Source organism: Streptomyces sp. R-74717 (assembly GCF_047305335.1).
GTDB classification, from domain to species: domain Bacteria; phylum Actinomycetota; class Actinomycetes; order Streptomycetales; family Streptomycetaceae; genus Streptomyces; species Streptomyces atratus.
The window spans coordinates 1,517,680-1,533,869 of the sequence record NZ_CP102361.1 but is presented as its reverse complement, the minus strand read 5'-3'; the positions used below and the strand labels follow the sequence as shown (position 1 = coordinate 1,533,869).

At 70.8% G+C, this 16,190-nt stretch carries 12 protein-coding genes and 1 pseudogene; 8 read left to right on the top strand and 5 right to left on the bottom strand.

What is annotated here, in order from left to right:
* Nucleotides 1–34: 34 nt before the first annotated feature.
* The gene (locus tag NRF20_RS07060; protein ID WP_398632745.1) at nucleotides 35–1,285 is read right to left on the bottom strand and encodes an alpha-hydroxy acid oxidase; all 1,251 of its coding nucleotides are present in this window, start codon (nucleotides 1,283–1,285) and stop codon (nucleotides 35–37) included.
* A gap of 348 nt (nucleotides 1,286–1,633) precedes the next feature.
* On the opposite strand from NRF20_RS07060, the gene hemC reads away from it, so the two are divergent.
* Nucleotides 1,634–2,602 carry a hydroxymethylbilane synthase gene (gene hemC, locus NRF20_RS07055; protein ID WP_413752233.1) on the top strand — a complete coding sequence of 323 codons (969 nt, stop codon included), beginning with the start codon at nucleotides 1,634–1,636 and terminating at the stop codon, nucleotides 2,600–2,602.
* A gap of 48 nt (nucleotides 2,603–2,650) precedes the next feature.
* On the opposite strand, the gene NRF20_RS07050 is transcribed toward hemC, so the two are convergent.
* Both NRF20_RS07050 and NRF20_RS07045 read right to left on the bottom strand, forming a co-directional pair.
* Nucleotides 2,651–3,238, bottom strand: coding sequence for a histidine phosphatase family protein (locus tag NRF20_RS07050; RefSeq protein WP_189281098.1), 588 nt, complete (start codon nucleotides 3,236–3,238; stop codon nucleotides 2,651–2,653).
* Between the two features lie 503 nt (nucleotides 3,239–3,741).
* On the bottom strand, nucleotides 3,742–5,694 hold the full coding sequence (locus NRF20_RS07045; protein ID WP_413752232.1) for an SMI1/KNR4 family protein: 1,953 nt from the start codon (nucleotides 5,692–5,694) through the stop codon (nucleotides 3,742–3,744).
* 218 nt (nucleotides 5,695–5,912) lie between these two features.
* Here NRF20_RS07045 and NRF20_RS07040 point away from each other — a divergent pair, with 218 nt between their 5' ends.
* From NRF20_RS07040 to NRF20_RS07010, 7 genes and pseudogenes are all read left to right on the top strand, one after another.
* Nucleotides 5,913–6,374, top strand: coding sequence for a hypothetical protein (locus NRF20_RS07040; RefSeq protein ID WP_413752231.1), 462 nt, complete (start codon nucleotides 5,913–5,915; stop codon nucleotides 6,372–6,374).
* A 165-nt stretch (nucleotides 6,375–6,539) separates the two neighbouring features.
* A pseudogene (locus NRF20_RS07035) lies at nucleotides 6,540–6,896 on the top strand (MBL fold metallo-hydrolase); the annotation flags it as partial.
* A 687-nt stretch (nucleotides 6,897–7,583) separates the two neighbouring features.
* On the top strand, nucleotides 7,584–9,554 hold the full coding sequence (locus tag NRF20_RS07030) for an ATP-binding protein (RefSeq protein WP_413752230.1): 1,971 nt from the start codon (nucleotides 7,584–7,586) through the stop codon (nucleotides 9,552–9,554).
* A 7-nt stretch (nucleotides 9,555–9,561) separates the two neighbouring features.
* Nucleotides 9,562–9,996 (top strand): roadblock/LC7 domain-containing protein, encoded by a 435-nt coding sequence (locus tag NRF20_RS07025; protein ID WP_266355709.1) that lies wholly within the window; start codon nucleotides 9,562–9,564, stop codon nucleotides 9,994–9,996.
* 2 nt (nucleotides 9,997–9,998) lie between these two features.
* Nucleotides 9,999–10,370 carry a DUF742 domain-containing protein gene (locus NRF20_RS07020; protein ID WP_114247874.1) on the top strand — a complete coding sequence of 124 codons (372 nt, stop codon included), beginning with the start codon at nucleotides 9,999–10,001 and terminating at the stop codon, nucleotides 10,368–10,370.
* A 157-nt stretch (nucleotides 10,371–10,527) separates the two neighbouring features.
* The gene (locus NRF20_RS07015; RefSeq protein ID WP_266365038.1) at nucleotides 10,528–11,142 is read left to right on the top strand and encodes a GTP-binding protein; all 615 of its coding nucleotides are present in this window, start codon (nucleotides 10,528–10,530) and stop codon (nucleotides 11,140–11,142) included.
* On the top strand, nucleotides 11,139–11,723 hold the full coding sequence (locus NRF20_RS07010) for a GAF domain-containing protein (RefSeq protein ID WP_398632750.1): 585 nt from the start codon (nucleotides 11,139–11,141) through the stop codon (nucleotides 11,721–11,723). The genes NRF20_RS07015 and NRF20_RS07010 overlap by 4 nt, the downstream gene beginning before the upstream one ends.
* A gap of 81 nt (nucleotides 11,724–11,804) precedes the next feature.
* Here the strand turns inward: NRF20_RS07010 and NRF20_RS07005 are convergent, their stop codons facing one another.
* Nucleotides 11,805–13,715 carry a DUF2264 domain-containing protein gene (locus NRF20_RS07005; protein ID WP_398632751.1) on the bottom strand — a complete coding sequence of 637 codons (1,911 nt, stop codon included), beginning with the start codon at nucleotides 13,713–13,715 and terminating at the stop codon, nucleotides 11,805–11,807.
* A gap of 38 nt (nucleotides 13,716–13,753) precedes the next feature.
* Complete coding sequence (locus tag NRF20_RS07000; protein WP_413752229.1) at nucleotides 13,754–16,186, bottom strand: polysaccharide lyase 8 family protein; 2,433 nt, start codon at nucleotides 16,184–16,186, stop codon at nucleotides 13,754–13,756.
* Nucleotides 16,187–16,190: the final 4 nt, after the last annotated feature.

Below are 16,190 nucleotides of genomic sequence, written 5' to 3'. Positions count from 1 at the left end.
GGAGTCCGCGAGGCGTGCAGCGCAAGGGCCGACCCTATCCGGCGCGCAGCCGGACGCGGTCCGGCGTGAGGTCCTTGACCGAGGTGGCGCCGAGCAGCTGCATGGTCTGCCGGACCTCCGTCGAGAGGATGTCCAGCACCCGGCGCACGCCGGCCTCACCGCCCGCCATCAGGCCGTAGAGGTAGGCCCTGCCGACGAGGACGGCCGTGGCACCCAGGCAGACCGCCGCCACCGCATCCGCGCCGGACCGCACGCCTCCGTCGAGGTACACCTCCACCGCGCCGTCGACCGCTTGCACCACGGCGGGCAGCTCCTCCAACGGCACAGGCGCGCGGTCCAGTTGGCGCCCGCCGTGGTTGCTGACGACGAGTGCGTCCACGCCGAGGCCGGCCATCACCCGCGCGTCCTCGGCCGTCTGGACGCCCTTGATGATGAGCCTGCCGGGCCAGACCTCCCTCAGCCAGGCCACGTCCTCGGCGGTCGCCCCGGGATCGAACATCAGGTTGCCGAGATCTGCTGCGGTGCCCTGCCACTGGCTGATAGAGGCGAACTCCAGCGGCGGGGTGGTCAGCAGGTTCATCCACCACCACGGCCGCAGCGCCCCGTCCAGGAGAGCCCGCGCGGTCAGCGCCGGCGGAATGGTCATGCCATTGCGCACATCCCGCAGCCGGGGTCCCGCGACCGGTGTGTCCACGGTCAGCATCAGCGCCTCGTACCCCGCTTCCGCCGCGCTGAGCACCAGGTCCCGGCTGCGGGCCCGGTCCCGCCACAGGTACAGCTGGAACCAGCGGCGAACGCCGGGCACGGCAGCGGCCAGCGGCCCGGCCGCCGTGGTGCCCATCGTGGACAGCGTGTACGGCACGCCGTGATCCGCCGCGGCCCGGGCCACGGCCGTCTCGCCCTCATGGTGCATCATCCGGGTGAAGCCGGTCGGGGCCAGCGCGATCGGGAGCGCGGACACCTCGCCCAGCAGGGATGCCGAGGTGTCGACCGACGAGACGTCCCGCAACACGCTCGGCCGGAACTCGATCCGGCGGAAGGCGGCCTGGTTGCGGGCGAGCGAGAGTTCTTCGCCCGCGCCCCCGTCCGTGTAGTCGAACACGGCTCTGGGCGTACGCCGGCGGGCGACCGCTCGCAGGTCCGCCACGTCGGCAGCGGCGGCGAGTCGTCGTCGGGCGCCGGCGAGCTGCGGTCGTCGCGGCCGCAGCAGTGGAGCGAGTTCCGCCGGGCGCGGGATCCGGCGCCGGGGGCGGTCACCCACCGGTGGTGACGGGTAGCTGTCCATGGCCCCTCCTTCTTCTCAGGGGCCCCTCGTGGCCGGCCACGGGCGGCGCCCGGGAAGACCCGGGGGCCGGTCCTGCCACGTCACGGGCACTGTACGTCTGTGATGCGGCACGCGACGACAACTGTTCGGCTGCGCAGGCCCGCCGGAATTCCGCGGGGCCCGCGTACTGCTCGGGGAACCCGCACTTCGTCGCAGGGCCCGGTGCGTTCCGGGGCGGGGGAGGGGCCCTGTTCGGCCCGATGTCCGGCCGGCCCGGGGTCCTGTTCCGCGAGATGTCCGGCCGGTCCCGGGCGGGGCCCCTGTTCAACTGCGCAGGGGCCCCGCGGACCCCGCGCCTATCGTGACGTCATGGTTCTTCCCGAGGTGATCCGGATCGTCTCCCGTGACTCGCCCATGGCACTGGCCCAGGTCGAGCGGGCCCGCGCCGAACTCGCCGCCGCGTACCCGGGAACGGCGACCGAGGTGGTCCCGGTGCGTACCACCGGCGACCGATGGCTGGGCGACCTGTCGCTGGTCGAGGGCAAGGGTGCCTTCACCAAGGAGGTGGACGCCGCTCTGCTGGCCGGAGCGGCCGATCTCGCCGTGCACTGTGTCAAGGACATCCCAGGCGACCGCCCGTTGGCGACCGGCACGGTCTTCGTCGGCTTCCTGGCCCGCGACGACATCCGTGACGCCTTGGTGGACCCCGGTGGCCGCACGCTCGACCAGCTGCCGCCCGGCACCCGTATCGGCACCTCCTCCGTCCGCCGCACGGCCCAACTCGCCGCTTCCCACCCGCATCTGGAGTGCGTACCGATACGCGGCAACGCCAATCGGCGCCTGGCCCGCATGGCCGCGGGTGACGCCGACGCCCTGCTGCTGGCGGTGGCCGGCCTGGAGCGGATCGGCCGCCCCGACGCCGTCAGCGAGGTCATCGATCCGGAAGTGATGGTGCCGGCGCTGGGCGCAGGGGCACTGGCGCTTCAGTGCCGCGAGGGCGACACCGAGCTGATCGAGGCAGTGGGAGCCATCGGTGATCGTGACACGCGTCGGGAGGTGACCGCCGAACGGATGCTGCTGCACGTCCTCCAAGGCCACTGCAACAGCCCGATCGCCGGATTCGCCCGGGTGGCCCGGGACGGCGCCCTCTCCCTGCGGGCCTGCGTCTTCAGCGCCGACGGCAAGACGATCCTCCAGGCTTACGAGCGGGCCGAGCCCCACGCCGCCACGGATCTGGGCGCTTCGGTCGGCGCGGCACTGCTCCGCCAGGGGGCCCGCGACCTGATCGACGGCATCGGGTGCGGGCAGAGCCAGTCGGGGCGCGGGCAGAGCCAGTAGGGAGACCCGACGCACCGACGATGGCCGACCGGACGCGATCCCGCGGGTTCAGGGCCGGACGCTGGGACCGAACCCCGTCCAACGAAGCTCCGCCGGCAGATGGCTCATGTCGTTGTACAACAGCAGTGACGGGGCCGCGCCGGTGTAGTACTCGATCGCCGTCACCGCCGCGTTTCCGCAGCTCAGCCCCAGCCATCGTTCCCGCGGCGCCTCCAGGGCGTGCCGGAGGAGCCACGCCACCTGGTAGGCGTGGGTGACCAGGACCTCGTGCGTCTCGACCTCGGCATCGCGCGCGAACCGGTCGGTCAGCGCGTCCGCGAGACGCTCTCCCTTGGCCGCTTCTGCGGGGTCGTACCCGTCGAAGACCCCTGCCCACGCCGCCGGCGGTTTCTCCGGCACGTGCGGGATGTGGTCGATCAACTCAGGCGCTTCTTGCACAGGGACCCCGCGCAGCCGTTCGCCGATGAGCTGAGCCGACCGCACGGCCCGCGGCAACGGCGAGTGCCATACGGCACCGATCGGCAGGCGAGCCAGGCGCTCCGCGAGCAGCTCCGTCTGTCGCTGTCCGACATCGGTCAGAGCCCCGAACGCGTCCGCCGCGCCGTGCCTGACCACGTACAGACGCCGAGTCGCCATGAAAGTCCCTCCACAGGGGGGCAGTCGGATGCTCTGGACATCTGGATGGTACTAACATTTCGGCTTCGGGTCATGGCGGAGAACGCGGCCTGAGCGAGATCACCCGTTTCGATGTGTTCCTTGAAGTCGAAGCAGACGACCGCCGCAGGTGAATTCATAAGCTGTGTCCGGCAGCATCACCACGGAATCCGCTCTGTCCGGGTGAGCGACCTACTTCAGAAGCGCGGCGCCGTCGTGGCTCGGCCCTCCGTCCAGCCGTGCTTCTTCGCGAACTGGGCCGGCCCACCGCGGACCGCTGGCCGGTGAGCGAGGGCGCTGCCGTCAGCAGAACCTCGGTGACCTCCCGGGTGAACTCCTCATCGCTGAGCACGTCGCAGAGCGAATCGTCGTACGGGGTTCGGCCTGCCGGTCTCCCCGGGAGCGAGACGGACCCCTGCGGCCTTCGGTCCCCGCTCACCGTTCTCGAACTCCAAGCGGCCCAATGTGCGCGGCCCGGCCGGCCTCTACCTGCTCCCCGGCCCGTCGTCTCCCGTCCGCTCGCCGCTCGCCGGGCGTGGGGCTCCACGGTGCAGGCGGATCACCGCGTACGTCTCTCCGTTCCTGGGCGGCCGCGTCCAGGAACGGGTGGCGAACGTGTGCAGCCGTCCGTTTACGATTGCGTGACGCGGCAGATGGGCACCGAACTCCACGGTCACCGCTTCCAGCAGCGACCGTTCCGCCTCGGCGCCGTCCTCCAGGTCACCGAAGAACAGGCTCGGGTCCAGTGCCCGCGGTATCTCCCCGCTTTTCTGGATCTCTCCGTCCGCGTACGTGAATGCGTACTGCTCGGCGCCGTCTCGCGCCACCGAAAGGTGGAAGAACGGCTCCCCGTGCCACGTCCTCAGGCCGCTCCACACCACCACCGCGCGGGTGCCCGCGCTGGCGGCCGCGGCCGGGGAGACGAACCGCTGCCGGTGGAACGGGGCAGGGTCGCCGTCGAAGGCGAAGCTCCAGCCGGTGCCGGCCCGGCCGACCGCCATGAGAGCCCTGTCGTCGTAGGACGAGAACTCCCTCTGGTCGTGCAGCGAACCGCGGCGCGCCTCCCAGAAGGGCACGGGTTGGTTCAGCACGGTGCCGTCCCCGTCCGCGAGACGTCCGGGCAGCTCCTCCGGCTCCACCCCCTCCACCAGGACGAACCGGTAGGACGTGCGGTTGTCGCCCGGGTCCGGCTCCGCGAGCCACGCCAGGTCGCCCGGGTCGAGCCCGGACGCCGGCCCCGGTGCCTCACCCGCCTGCCCGCCCCTTGGCGTGGACAGCAGCTCGCGGCCCCGCTCCGGGGTCAGCAGCGGCCCGAGCAAGGGGTCGGCCACCCACCCCAGCGGCGCTAGGTGGTCCGGGCCCAGCGGCTCCCACAGGGGCACAGCGTTCTTCAGTGTCCGCCACGCCCCGTCGGTGTCACCCCACCGCGCCAGCTCCCGTGCCCGCTCGACCGCCTCCCCGAACGGGCCGGCCGCCGCGTACCGGTATGTGCCACTCCTCACCTGGTCCAGCGTCGCGTAAGCCAGTGACACCAGGTCGTCGTCGGCGCCCCGCAGATGGAACGTCAGCGTGGAGTCGTCCCGGTACGAGTGCGCCGCGTGCTCGGCGACCAGCGGCGGCAGCAGATCGGGCGCGTACCGCGGGTCGGTCACCAAGTCCTCGAAGTACACCATGTAGGTCTGTCCGAGCAGGCGGCGTATCTGGTCACCCAGCCCGGCCGCCCGCGGTCTGCCGTACTCCTTGGCCTCGTCCAGCGCCTTCTCGGCCCGCTCCCAGCCGCCGCGCAGCGCCTCCGGTCGGGCCTCCTCCACCTGGGTGTCCAGCTTTCGCGTCGTGTCGTTGACGAACACCGGCTCCCCGTCGCTCCGATCCGACCGCAGACTGTGGAACTCCCGGTACATCTCCCGCATGAAATCGAGGAAGTTCGCGTGCCGCTCGGGCGGCGCGGCCCGCCAGCTCGCCCACGTGTACACGGCCCACTCACCGTCCTCGTCCACGTCCTGGGGGTCCAGGAGGACGTGCGTGATGTCGGACTCCACGTCGAGCTGCAGCCCGCGCCGCCAGATGTCGACCTCCAGCCGCTCCTCGGGCCCGGCGTCCTCGTCCAGGTACTCCTCGAACATCTCCGCGAGCCCCGACTCGTCGTTGTGCCAGCGCGCGTCCTCGGTCCCCGCCAGCAGCCACACGAACCCGCCCGCGTGCCGCCACCCGTCGCTGACCTTGAGGAACTCCCGGTACGACGGGGGCATCCGTCGGCCGAGGCGCTCCTCCATGGCTGCGATCCGCTCTTCGGACGCGGGCGGGAACCCCAGCCACCGCGCCCGCCGCGCGGCCTCGTCGTCCTCGCCCCGCGCCTCGCCGTCCGGCAGGGAATCCGCCCACTCCCCGCTCCACCTGAGCAGGAAGGGCCGCCAGTCGAATGCCGTGGTGTCCGTCATACGCCCGATGCTGCCACCCGCCACTGACAGTGCTCCGTTACCTGCTGCGGCCAACAGGACCCTTTCGGACGCGACCGGCCCGGCAGGCTGTGCCGGGGTGTCCGCGCCTGCTTGGTCGATAAAGAAGCCGGCGAACTCCGCGTCGGTGAAGGCGTTACCAAGGCCGTGGCCGCGTCCACCCCCGTCCCAGAAGTTGGTGTGCCCCGGTCCACGGGCGGATGGTCGCCCTGCGCATCGACGGCGGCGGCCTTTCACCGGCGAGCACGATGGCTCTCTCCAGGGCGGATCTCGCTTTCGCCGGTGCGAGTGGCTGGAGCTTGGCCGAGTACGACTTCGAAGACGGCTTCTACACCGTGAGCTGCCCCCACTGCGACCTGCCCGTCACCCTCTCGATCGGCGATTTCGGCCGGTACTCGGCCTATCGGGACTGGGACGAAGGAGATGTCCGCCGCCGCCTTCTCCACCCGTCCCCTGCTGATGAACTCAGCGGCCTGGGTAAGCGGATGTACGACACGGCCCGCGCCCTTGGCCTCGCCGAGATGGCCGAGGGTCTCACGTACCTCTTCGGCCGTGCCGAGTGCCCAGACTGTGCCCGCATCTTCATCGTTGCTGATCAGTACGCAGCCGACAACGAACCTCATCACTCATCTGACGACCCTGTGCCGGCGGGTGGCTGGTGACGAGACGAGGAAGGAGTCATTCGCGCCAGCTAGCCGGTTCTGATCAACGTCCTCGTGTGACGTGCGCGTAGCGGCGACCCGCGGGCGTCACACGGGCATCAAGGCAAGCGGGTGCCAGCCAGGAACTTTCACAGGCGGGGCGTTCTATCAGCTCCAAGAGTCAAGAGCAAGGTGTGGCCCGACATTCATATGACACCGGCCGAGGGCATGCGGGCCCATCTGGATCTCCAGGGCGGCAAGCCGCTCGGCGCGATGCTCCCGATCCACTGGGCCACCTTCAATCTCGCCCCGCACGCGTGGGCAGAGCCCGGTGAGTGGACCAAGGACGCTGCTGAGGAAGCCGGGCAAGCGGCCGCACTTCCGCGACCGGGCGAGCCCTTCGAGCCCGCGGGAAGGCTTCCCGTCGATCCCTGGTGGCGTGCCGTGGCTGCCCCGATCACACACCCCTGGCGCCGTACCGAGCCGACGGTCGTTGCTCCGGACAACCTCGATCGCGACCTCGATCTCGCAGGCGAACGGTGACGCGGGACAGGGGCGAGAGCCTGCACGCGATAACCCAGGCGTTCGCCAAGTTGACGGAAGCCGGACAGCAGCAGGTGATCCAGGCTATTGATGGTCCCCCCTCGACGGGAGAAGGCTAAGGAGGCACGGCAGTACGTTCCGCTGCCGACTTCGCGAAAGGCATCCGGTCTCCGTGTAGAGGCCCGCATCGTCACGTCCTGATGCCGAGCGCCCCACTCCTTCGGCTCAACGTGGGGGTGGGGCTGCCTTGTGCCCGGACCCGCGTCATGATGCGGTCTTGCACTCCGTCTCGTCGCGGCGGGGCTCGACGCCGTTTCGGGCAGGGAGAGCTCAGTCGACCGCAGAGCGTCGGACGGCTCGGCCCGTGCGGCTTGACCGGACGGGCCGAGCTGTTCCGTGTGTTCAGGGGTTCGCTCCTGTAGGCCGTTCGGGTGTCCGTCGACCAGGTGCCAATGCGGAGAAATCGCTCTCTCGTGCGAGAGGTCATACCAGAGCGGGACGGATGGCGGGCAAGTTCGACAACTGCCCGTCGCACCTGCGCGCTTGACGACTACCGTGTGTGTCCGGTGATCAACGGTGGGCTCACATCTTTCGAGCCTGCCCGACCGATGAACCGAGCCTGACCGACCACCGTAGGTGCCACCGCATGAACGCCGATTCCTGGTGCCCCACGTACCGAGGACACTGATGTCTCAACTTCGCGCACCCGAAGCGCGACCGGAACGCCGAGAGGGCGGACGGCACGGCCGACCGGGCGCCCGTTCCCACTCGGCCACGGCCAGGCCGCGTGCCGCCCAGCCATCCCCCGAGGCGCGTATACGCCCCCAACTCCTGCGCACCGCGATGCTGCCGACCGTCGCCGCGGTGCTGAGCGGAGCCGCAGCGGTCATCTTCACCGTCCGCTCCACCGGAGCCCGGCCGTCCACCGAACTGTGGACCGCACTGGGCGGGGCCGGTGCACTGGCCGTCGCCGCCGTGCTGTCCGCCTACTTGGCCGCCAACCGAGTCGCCACCACCGTCTTCGGCCGCTGCCTGGCGCTCCGCCGCGCCAGCGCACAGGGCCAGGCCGAACTTCAGCGGGTGGTGGAACAGCTCCGCAACGGCGAATCCGTGCCCGCACGCAGGCCCGCGCAGCCCGCCGCGCCCGGCAGCGACGCCTTCGAGCTGCTCGCGCAGGAACTCGGCCGCCAGCAGGAAGTCGCCGTGGCCGCGGTCATGCAGGCGTCCCGGCTCTCCGACCGCACCGGCGAGGACCAGAAAGTCGAGGTGTTCGTCAATCTCGCCCGCCGGCTGCAGTCGCTCGTACACCGCGAGATCCAGCTGCTCGACGAGCTGGAGCACGAGGTCGAGGACCCCGATCTGCTCAAGGGCCTCTTCCATGTCGACCATCTCGCCACCCGCATCCGCAGGCATGCCGAGAACCTCGCCGTCCTCGGTGGCGCCGTCTCCCGGCGCCAGTGGAGCAACCCGGTCACCATGACGGAGGTGCTGCGCTCGGCGATCGCCGAGGTGGAGCAGTACCCGCGGGTCAAACTGGTACCGCCGATCGACGGCACGCTGCGCGGACACGCCGTGGCCGATGTGATTCATCTGCTGGCCGAACTCGTGGAGAACGCCACCGTGTTCTCCGCCCCGCACACCCAAGTGCTGCTCCGTGCCCAGCAGGTCACCGCCGGACTGGCCCTGGAGGTCGAGGACCGGGGCCTGGGCATGCCGGGCAACGAGCAGAAGCGGATGAACGCCCTGCTCGCCGACCCCGACCAGGTCAATGTGTCCCATCTCCTGCAGGACGGCCGGATCGGCCTGTTCGTCGTCGCGTCACTCGCCCGACGGCACGGCATCGCGGTCAGGCTGCAGAGCAACATCTATGGAGGCACGCAGGCCGTACTCGTTCTCCCGCAGTCCCTGCTGGGCGTGGACGGGGATGCTCCGGCCGAGGTCGACGCAGCTCCGGTCCCGCCCCCGGGGCCTGCACACCGTCCGCCGGCCGAGGCCGACACCGGAAGCCACCGCAAGCCGAACCCGACCCTGAATCCCGGTCCGGGCCCGTCACCGGCCCCGCAGGCGAGCGCCGACCGGCAGCCGTACGTACCCACTCAACCGCTCCGCCTGCATCAACCGCCCCAGCAGGCGAGACGCGAGGGAGAAGCCCCACCGCTCCCACTGCGCGCCGAGCGCCTCGACCGCCCCACTCCGGCCGATGCCCGTCCCGGAATCCGGCGCACGGACGAAACCGCTACGGCGCTCCAATCCGAGCCCGGGGTCGTACGCGGGACCATGGGCAGGCCCCAACTACCCAGGCGCGCCAACCAGGAGCACCTGGTTCCGCAGCTCAGAGAGGCACCGGCCCCGCGCACCGAGGGCGAACAAGCCCTGCACGACCCGGGACTCATGGCAGCCTTCCGTCGGGGCATCGAACTCGCGGAGGCCCGTAGCGAATCCGAGGCGGACACCGAACGGGTCCCGGACACGAGCCGCGAAACGGTGGCCCCGCAGACCTGGCAGGCCCAGACCCCGCCCGGACCGCTGCCGGTCCGCGGACTCATCGCGACCGCCGCGCCGCATCACCCGGTCCCGGATCCGGCCCTGGATCCTTCCCTGGATCAGGGCGTGGCCCCAGCCACCGACCCCCTCGAAGCGAATACCTCCAAGGAGTAGATGCACCATGGCGACCGATATGCCGTCCGGTCAGGTCTCGGACCTCGACTGGCTGCTGAGCGGACTGGTCCAGCGCGTGCCGTACACACGCAGCGCAGTCCTCCTCTCCGCCGACGGGCTGGTGAAGTCCCTCCACGGCATGGACGCCGACAGCGCCGACCACATGGCGGCGCTGGCCGCCGGCCTGTACTCGCTCGGCCGCAGTGCCGGCGCGCGCTTCGGTGACAGCGGCGACGTAAGACAGGTGGTGGTCGAGCTCGACTCCACGCTGCTGTTCGTATCCACCGCCGGGTCGGGCACCTGCCTCGCCGTTCTCGCCGGCCGCGAGGCGGACGCGGCGGTGCTCGGCTACGAGATGACCATGCTGGTCAAGAGCGTCCGGCCCTATCTGATGACTCCGGCGAGACAAGCGGCCGGGACATCGAGCGCCGCGGGGTTGTGAGGGTGTCGGTTCCGCAGGACGGGCCGTTGCTCGACGACGCGGCAGGCCGGCTCATTCGCCCGTACACCGTGAGCGACGGCCGTACCCGTCCGACGACCGTGCTCGACCTGCTCTCCCTGGTGATGGCCACCGGGACCGAGCCGCAGATCCATCTCGGTCCCGAGCACTCCGTCGCGCTGGGGCTGTGCGGCGGCCCCACCTCGGTGGCCGAGATCGCCGCCCATCTGCGGCTGCCCGCAGTCGTCACCAAGGTGCTCGTCTCCGACCTGGTGGACTGCGGGGCAGTCACCGCGCACCCGCCCGCCTTCCATGACATGCCCACCGACCGATCTCTGCTGGAGGCAGTGCTCGATGGCTTACGACGACAGCTCTGACGGCTTCGGCAGCTCCGCCGCGTACGAGAACAGCGCAAGCTCCGAAGGCTTCGGATGCCACGCAAGCCACGCAGGGCATGGCCATCCGGAAGGCTACGGCGCCCCCCGTGGCGCCTATGTCTCCGGCGGTACCTATGGCTCCGGTGGAGCCGCCGGGATCAGCGGTGCCTATGACTCCGGTGGCTCCGAAGGCTTTCCCGTCGCGCTCAAAGTGCTGGTTGCAGGCGGGTTCGGCGTCGGCAAGACGACCTTCGTCGGCGCGGTCAGCGAAATCGCACCGCTGAGCACGGAAGAGCTGCTGACCCAGGTCAGCGCCGCCACCGACAGTCTCGAGGGCATCGAGTCCAAGACCTCGACCACTGTGGCGATGGACTTCGGCCGCATCACGCTCGACGAGCAGCATGTGCTCTATCTGTTCGGCACTCCCGGCCAGGAACGCTTCTGGTTCATGTGGGACGAGCTCTCCCAGGGGGCGCTCGGAGCGGTCGTGATCGCGGACACCCGCAGGCTCGCGGAGTGCTTCGCCGCCGTCGACTTCTTCGAGCGGCGCGGCATCGGATTCATCGTCGCGGTGAATGAGTTCGACGGCGCCTACCGCTACGCACCCGAGGAGGTACGGGCCGCGCTCGACCTGGGGCCGGACGTACCGGTCGTGCTCTGCGACGCCCGGATCGCCAGCTCTGGCACCGGGACACTGGTCACACTGGTCCAGCACCTGATCAACGCCACCTCCGCCCCGGCCCCGTTGTCCGGCTTCGGAGCACACCCGTGACCCTGCATGCCGGCGGCCGGATGCTGCTCACGCCTGTCGACCGCGACGCCCTCGTCCGTACCCAGCGGCTACGGACCCTGGGTCTCGGGGAACGCGCCGATGCCTCGTTCGACAACTTCGACGCCTTCGCCGACCGGGTGGCCGAAGTGACCGAAGTGCCCTTCTCGATGGTCACCTTCATCGACGGGAACCGGCAGTTCCACGCCGGACTGCACACCCCGGCCGGCGCGCACAAGGGCTTCGACCTGGGCGCCACGGCCGCGGGCAGCCGCGGCGGCCGGTATGTGGCCCTCGACCGCGGCTACTGCCCGCATGTCGTCGTACGGCGCAAGGCGCTCGTGCTGGAGGACGTCTGCGACTACCCACGGTTCGCCGGGAATCCAGTAGTCGACGAAATAGGCATCCGCTCCTACCTCGGCGCGCCTCTCATCGATCGCACGGGCATCGCCCTGGGCGCCGTCTGCGCGGTCGACACCGTGCCCCGCCCGTGGGGCAGGGCAGGGCTCGACACGATCAAGTCCCTGGCGCAGGAACTCGTCGGCCACATCCATCGGCGGGAGGACAACAGCATCGGGATCTGACCGGGCGGCCCCCGGCGGCCCGGTCCGTGAACAGTCTCCGGCCGCGATCAGACCTTGACCACGACGTGACCTCGACCGTCTTCAGACCTCGACCGTCGTACCGTCCAGGAACGTCAGCACCACCGAGTCCGCACCCGCTCGTACCCGCACCGAGTCGCGCAGCGCCTCCGGATGAACGGTGTCCTGGGAAAGGGCGACGAGCGATACATGGATGCTCTGCCCGCCCGGGTGCGGTCGGCTGCACAGATACGGGATCGCGGAACGCGGTCCGTACGCATTTGACTGGACGTCACGTGCCACAGCGGCCCCTTCGGTACCACCGTCCCAGCCGTACAACGCGATCAGGGCGCTGCTCAGACCGTCGGCCGTACGGGCGAGCGCCCAGTCGGGACCCGACAGGGCGAACGGGCTGTCCGCATGAGCGACCGCGTGACCGCCCTCCCGCACCACCGCACCCTCGGGCGCTTCGACCCGGTGCACCCGGATCTCCCACGGCCCGTGCAGCACACTCGTCGTCTCGATCCGGTACGGACGGTCGTCACCGGGCAGCCGGGCCGCGTACCAGGAGGCGGCAATGCGGTCCTCGCAGCGCAGCGGATGGATCCGGCGGCGCAGCGACGGCGTGCCGTCCGGGGCGACGAGTGCCAGATGGCCGTCGATGGAGCGTGTCACGGCGTGCGGGGCGGCTTCGGGGGCCGTCGCCGTCGAGTAGGCGAACTTCGCGTAGTGCGGATCGTCCGCACCCTCGGACGGGTCGGCCGCCTCGTCGTACGGCGGATTGTGGTCGCTGCCGTGATTGACCAGCCGCACGATGCCGTCGTCGCGGGTTCCGTGGAGCAGCCAGCCGGGTGCGGGCAGCGCGGTGTACTGGTCGGACTCCTCGACGGGCAGCGGGAGTTCCCGTGCCGTCCACACCGGATGGTCCGCCGGGAGCAGCAGCCCGAGGAAACCCTTGCTCGCCCAGTACGGTGAGGCGGGACCGGAGTACGGCTGGGTGCTCGGCAGGAACGTGTCGTACCAGCCGAGCGTCAGCAGCCCCCGCTCGTCCGGCACGCCGCGCTCTGCGAAGTGCCGCATCGTGCCCGAGGCGAGCCGGCGGGTGAGCCCCGGCGCGAGCGGGGTGCAGTCGGCCAGCGCCCCCATCCACACAGGTGCGAGAGCGGCGAACCGGTATGTCAGTGAACGGCCCTGGTGAACCGGTGCACCGTCGGAGCCGAAGAAGTGCGGGTAGTCCTCCAGGAACCGGCTGAGCCGCTGCCGGTAGACCTCGCTCCTGCCCCCGTCGTCGGCGCCCGCGATCCGCGACCACAGCAGCGGGTACAGATGCATGGCCCAGCCGATGTAGTAGTCGAAGTTCCGGCCGTCGCCGTCGGTGTACCAGCCGTCACCGACGTACCAGTCCTCGATCCGGTCCAGATTGCTCTCGATGTCGGAGCGGCTGTAGGGGGCGCCGACCGAGGCGAGGAACTGCTCGGACACCACCTGGAAGAGGCGCCAGTTGTTGTCCCAGGTACGCCCGCCGACGAACCCGGAGAACCAGTCCACGACCCGCTCCTGGACCCGGGCGTCCAGCCGGTCCCAGATCCACGGCCGGGTCTCGTGCAGTGCGACCGCGACCGACGCCGCCTCCACCATCTGCTGCGAACAGTCCGTCAGCCGCGGCCAGGACTCACCGCTGCGGGGGTCCGTGCCCGCGGCCAGGCCCGCTGTGTACCGCTCGATCAGTGCGGGGTCGACCGCCCCGCCCGCTCCCGCGATCCGGCAGGCGGCGAGCAGGAACGACCGGGCGAAACCCTCCAGACCGTCCGAGACGACACCCGACCAGCTGTTCCGGCCGGGCAGCCGGTACTGCGCGAAGCCGGGTGTCGCGTACGGCACCAGCGCGTCCAGCATCCGGTCGGCCGTCGCCTCCCAGTGGGCCCGGGTCCAGCCGGTACGGGAGGACAGGATCCGGTCGGGCGGCGGCAGTTGCAGATGCGGTGCGACGGACATGGTGGTGCTGCTCCTCGGAGGGGGTGCGAAGGGGTGGATTACCGGCTGAGTTCGGCTCGGTGGGTGTGGCCGCGCGAGCCGCCGACGGCGACGGTGAGTACGGGCCTGCGGCCCGGGACGAGGCTCACCGTGTCATCGGCGTCCACCACCGACCGTACGGGGAACGGCAGCTCGACCGAGAGCGTGGTGAGCGTCCGGCTCGGGTCGGCGACCGCGACAAGGACGTGTCCGCCCCGGCGCTGCACGAGCACCGACGCCGGACCGGAGGCCGTGATCCCGGCCGCGGTCCCGGCGACCCAGAAGTTCACCGCGGTCAGTCCCGCCCGGCGTACCTCCACGGCCTGCGCGGTGGCGTCGTTCGCGACGATCCGGACCGGCCGGGAGTGCGACCAGACCGCGGTTGCCGCCGCCGATGCGCCGGGCAGCAGCACATAGGCGTACCGGGCGTCGGTGGGGGAGCTGCCGTGATCGGCCCGGAGCGTGAGATAGCGGCGGGTGACGGGATCGGTGCTGCCGCCTGTGTCCGCCCCGGTGTCGATGGCCCGCCAGGTGCCGGTGCGCTGCTCACGCAGGGCGCGCAGGGCGGTTCCCTCGGGGAAGACGTAGCCGCCCACGCCGTCGATGTGCGCCCAACGCGCTCGGTCGAAGTCCCGGGCCCAGCCCTGCTCGACGGGCTGCCGGACGCCGTCGACCAGCAGCCGGTGGCTGCCGTCCGTGCCGAGGTTGCGGTTCTCGACGATCGTCTCCACCGGACGGCCGTCGCTCGCCGTGATGCCCGCGCCGAGCGCGATCACCGCGTTGTCCAGCAGGAACCAGGACTTCTTCGTCCGCAGGGTGGTGCCCTGGGCGCCGATCACCTCCATCGCGGCGGCGCCGTACCGGCCGTCCAGCACGGCGCCGCCCGCCACGGCGTTCGTGGGACGGTAGGTGGACGTACCGGCACCCGTGCCGAGATCGGTCCGCTGCCGGGTGTCGACCGTGGTGCCGGGGAGCCGGTACGGATCGACGGTGGGCCAGAAGCCGTTGTTGAACTGCCCCAGGTCTTCGCCGTCGTACAGATACGTCATGCCGTCGCCGGTGTACCAGCCGTGCAGATTCTCGCCGTTGCCCGCCTCGTACGCCGAGATCCGCTTCGACGAGAGCGACAGCGCGCAGGCCCAGCCGGGACGGCGGTGCACGACGCGGTCCATGTCGGCGAAGACGAAGGTGCCGGTCGTACGAGCCTCGGCCTTCACGGTCCGGTCGTTCAGGACGGCTTTCGCCAGGGCGAGCTGGGGAAGCGTCGCGAGAGCCGTGAAGGGAGTGGTGCGGTTACGGGTCAGCCAGCCCTTGACCAGCGCCCGCCAGCGCCCCGCGTACTCGGCGGGTGCGCCGGTCGCGAGGAGCAGGATCGCGGCGACGGCCGTCGCACCGTCGCGGTGGTCCCCGGCGCGTTCCCGGGAGATCGCCCGGCCGCGCACAGAGTCCATCATCAGCCCGTCGAAGACCACCGGCGCGAAGGTCCGCTCGACGGCCTCGTACATCACCGACACCTTCGGGTCGGCGACCGCCCACTCGGAGCCCGCCAGCAGCGCCAGCAGATAGGCCGTGCCATTGAGCAGCACGATGCCGTAGGAACCGGTGTACGCGACCACCTCGTGCTGGACGAACGAGCCGTCCTCGTAGAAGCCGTCACCCGAACTCGTATAGCGGAAAAGGCTGTTGCGGCCCGAGTCGCGCACATCGGAGAGCGCGTCACGGGCGGAGGCGAGCTTGCCGGCGTCCTGCCCCAGCAGTCCGCGCAGCGCCACGATGACGGCCTTGTCGGTGCGGTTCGCGCCGGTCTCCGCGAGCGACGGGGAGTTGGTACGCCGGTCCGCGTCCGGGCAGAACCGGTCGACGACCGAAAGATAGTCCGTCAGATCGGCTGCGGGAAGCCGGTCGCGGAGGACGACGGAGCAGTCCATCAGGGCACGCGGGGCGCCGATCTCCCAGAACCACCAGTTGCCGGTCTCGCGCTTGGCCGGGTTGTACGCGGTGTCGTACGTGAAGCGCAGAGCGGCTACGAGGGCGTCCGCCACCTCTGTGCTCCCGGTGAGGGAAGTGCCCTCGGTCGCCCAGGCGACCGCGATCGTGCGCAGCCGGGTGTAGCTCTGACCGAAGTTGCCCGGGTCGGTGAGCGGTGCGAGGTCGGGCCAGAGCGCGGTCCGTCCGGCGCTGCGGTCGAGGGCGTCCCAGAGCCCCTTGGCCGTGGTGGACAGGGCGGCGAGCGCCGCTGTGAAGTCGGTGTCGGCCGGGTCGAACTCACCTCCGGTGAGCAGCGTTTCGGCCCGTCGGAGGAGGGTGTCGAAGTCGGCGGTCACCGCGGCTTCGGCGGATGCGGCCGCGACGGGCCGTGCGCGCGCGGCGCCGGCCGACGTCATGAGCGTCGTCGCGGCTGTGACGGCCGTGGCGCTGCTCGCCGCGAGAAGGGTTCTTCTGCTGAGGTTCACAGTG

What these genes read in the sequence shown, in the direction of transcription:
- NRF20_RS07060 (WP_398632745.1), bottom strand. Translation starts at nt 1,285, where the DNA reads ATGGACAGCTACCCGTCACCACCGGTGGGTGACCGCCCCCGGCGCCGG.
- hemC (WP_413752233.1), top strand. Translation starts at nt 1,634, where the DNA reads ATGGTTCTTCCCGAGGTGATCCGGATCGTCTCCCGTGACTCGCCCATG.
- NRF20_RS07050 (WP_189281098.1), bottom strand. Translation starts at nt 3,238, where the DNA reads ATGGCGACTCGGCGTCTGTACGTGGTCAGGCACGGCGCGGCGGACGCG.
- NRF20_RS07045 (WP_413752232.1), bottom strand. Translation starts at nt 5,694, where the DNA reads ATGACGGACACCACGGCATTCGACTGGCGGCCCTTCCTGCTCAGGTGG.
- NRF20_RS07040 (WP_413752231.1), top strand. Translation starts at nt 5,913, where the DNA reads ATGGTCGCCCTGCGCATCGACGGCGGCGGCCTTTCACCGGCGAGCACG.
- NRF20_RS07030 (WP_413752230.1), top strand. Translation starts at nt 7,584, where the DNA reads ATGTCTCAACTTCGCGCACCCGAAGCGCGACCGGAACGCCGAGAGGGC.
- NRF20_RS07025 (WP_266355709.1), top strand. Translation starts at nt 9,562, where the DNA reads ATGGCGACCGATATGCCGTCCGGTCAGGTCTCGGACCTCGACTGGCTG.
- NRF20_RS07005 (WP_398632751.1), bottom strand. Translation starts at nt 13,715, where the DNA reads ATGTCCGTCGCACCGCATCTGCAACTGCCGCCGCCCGACCGGATCCTG.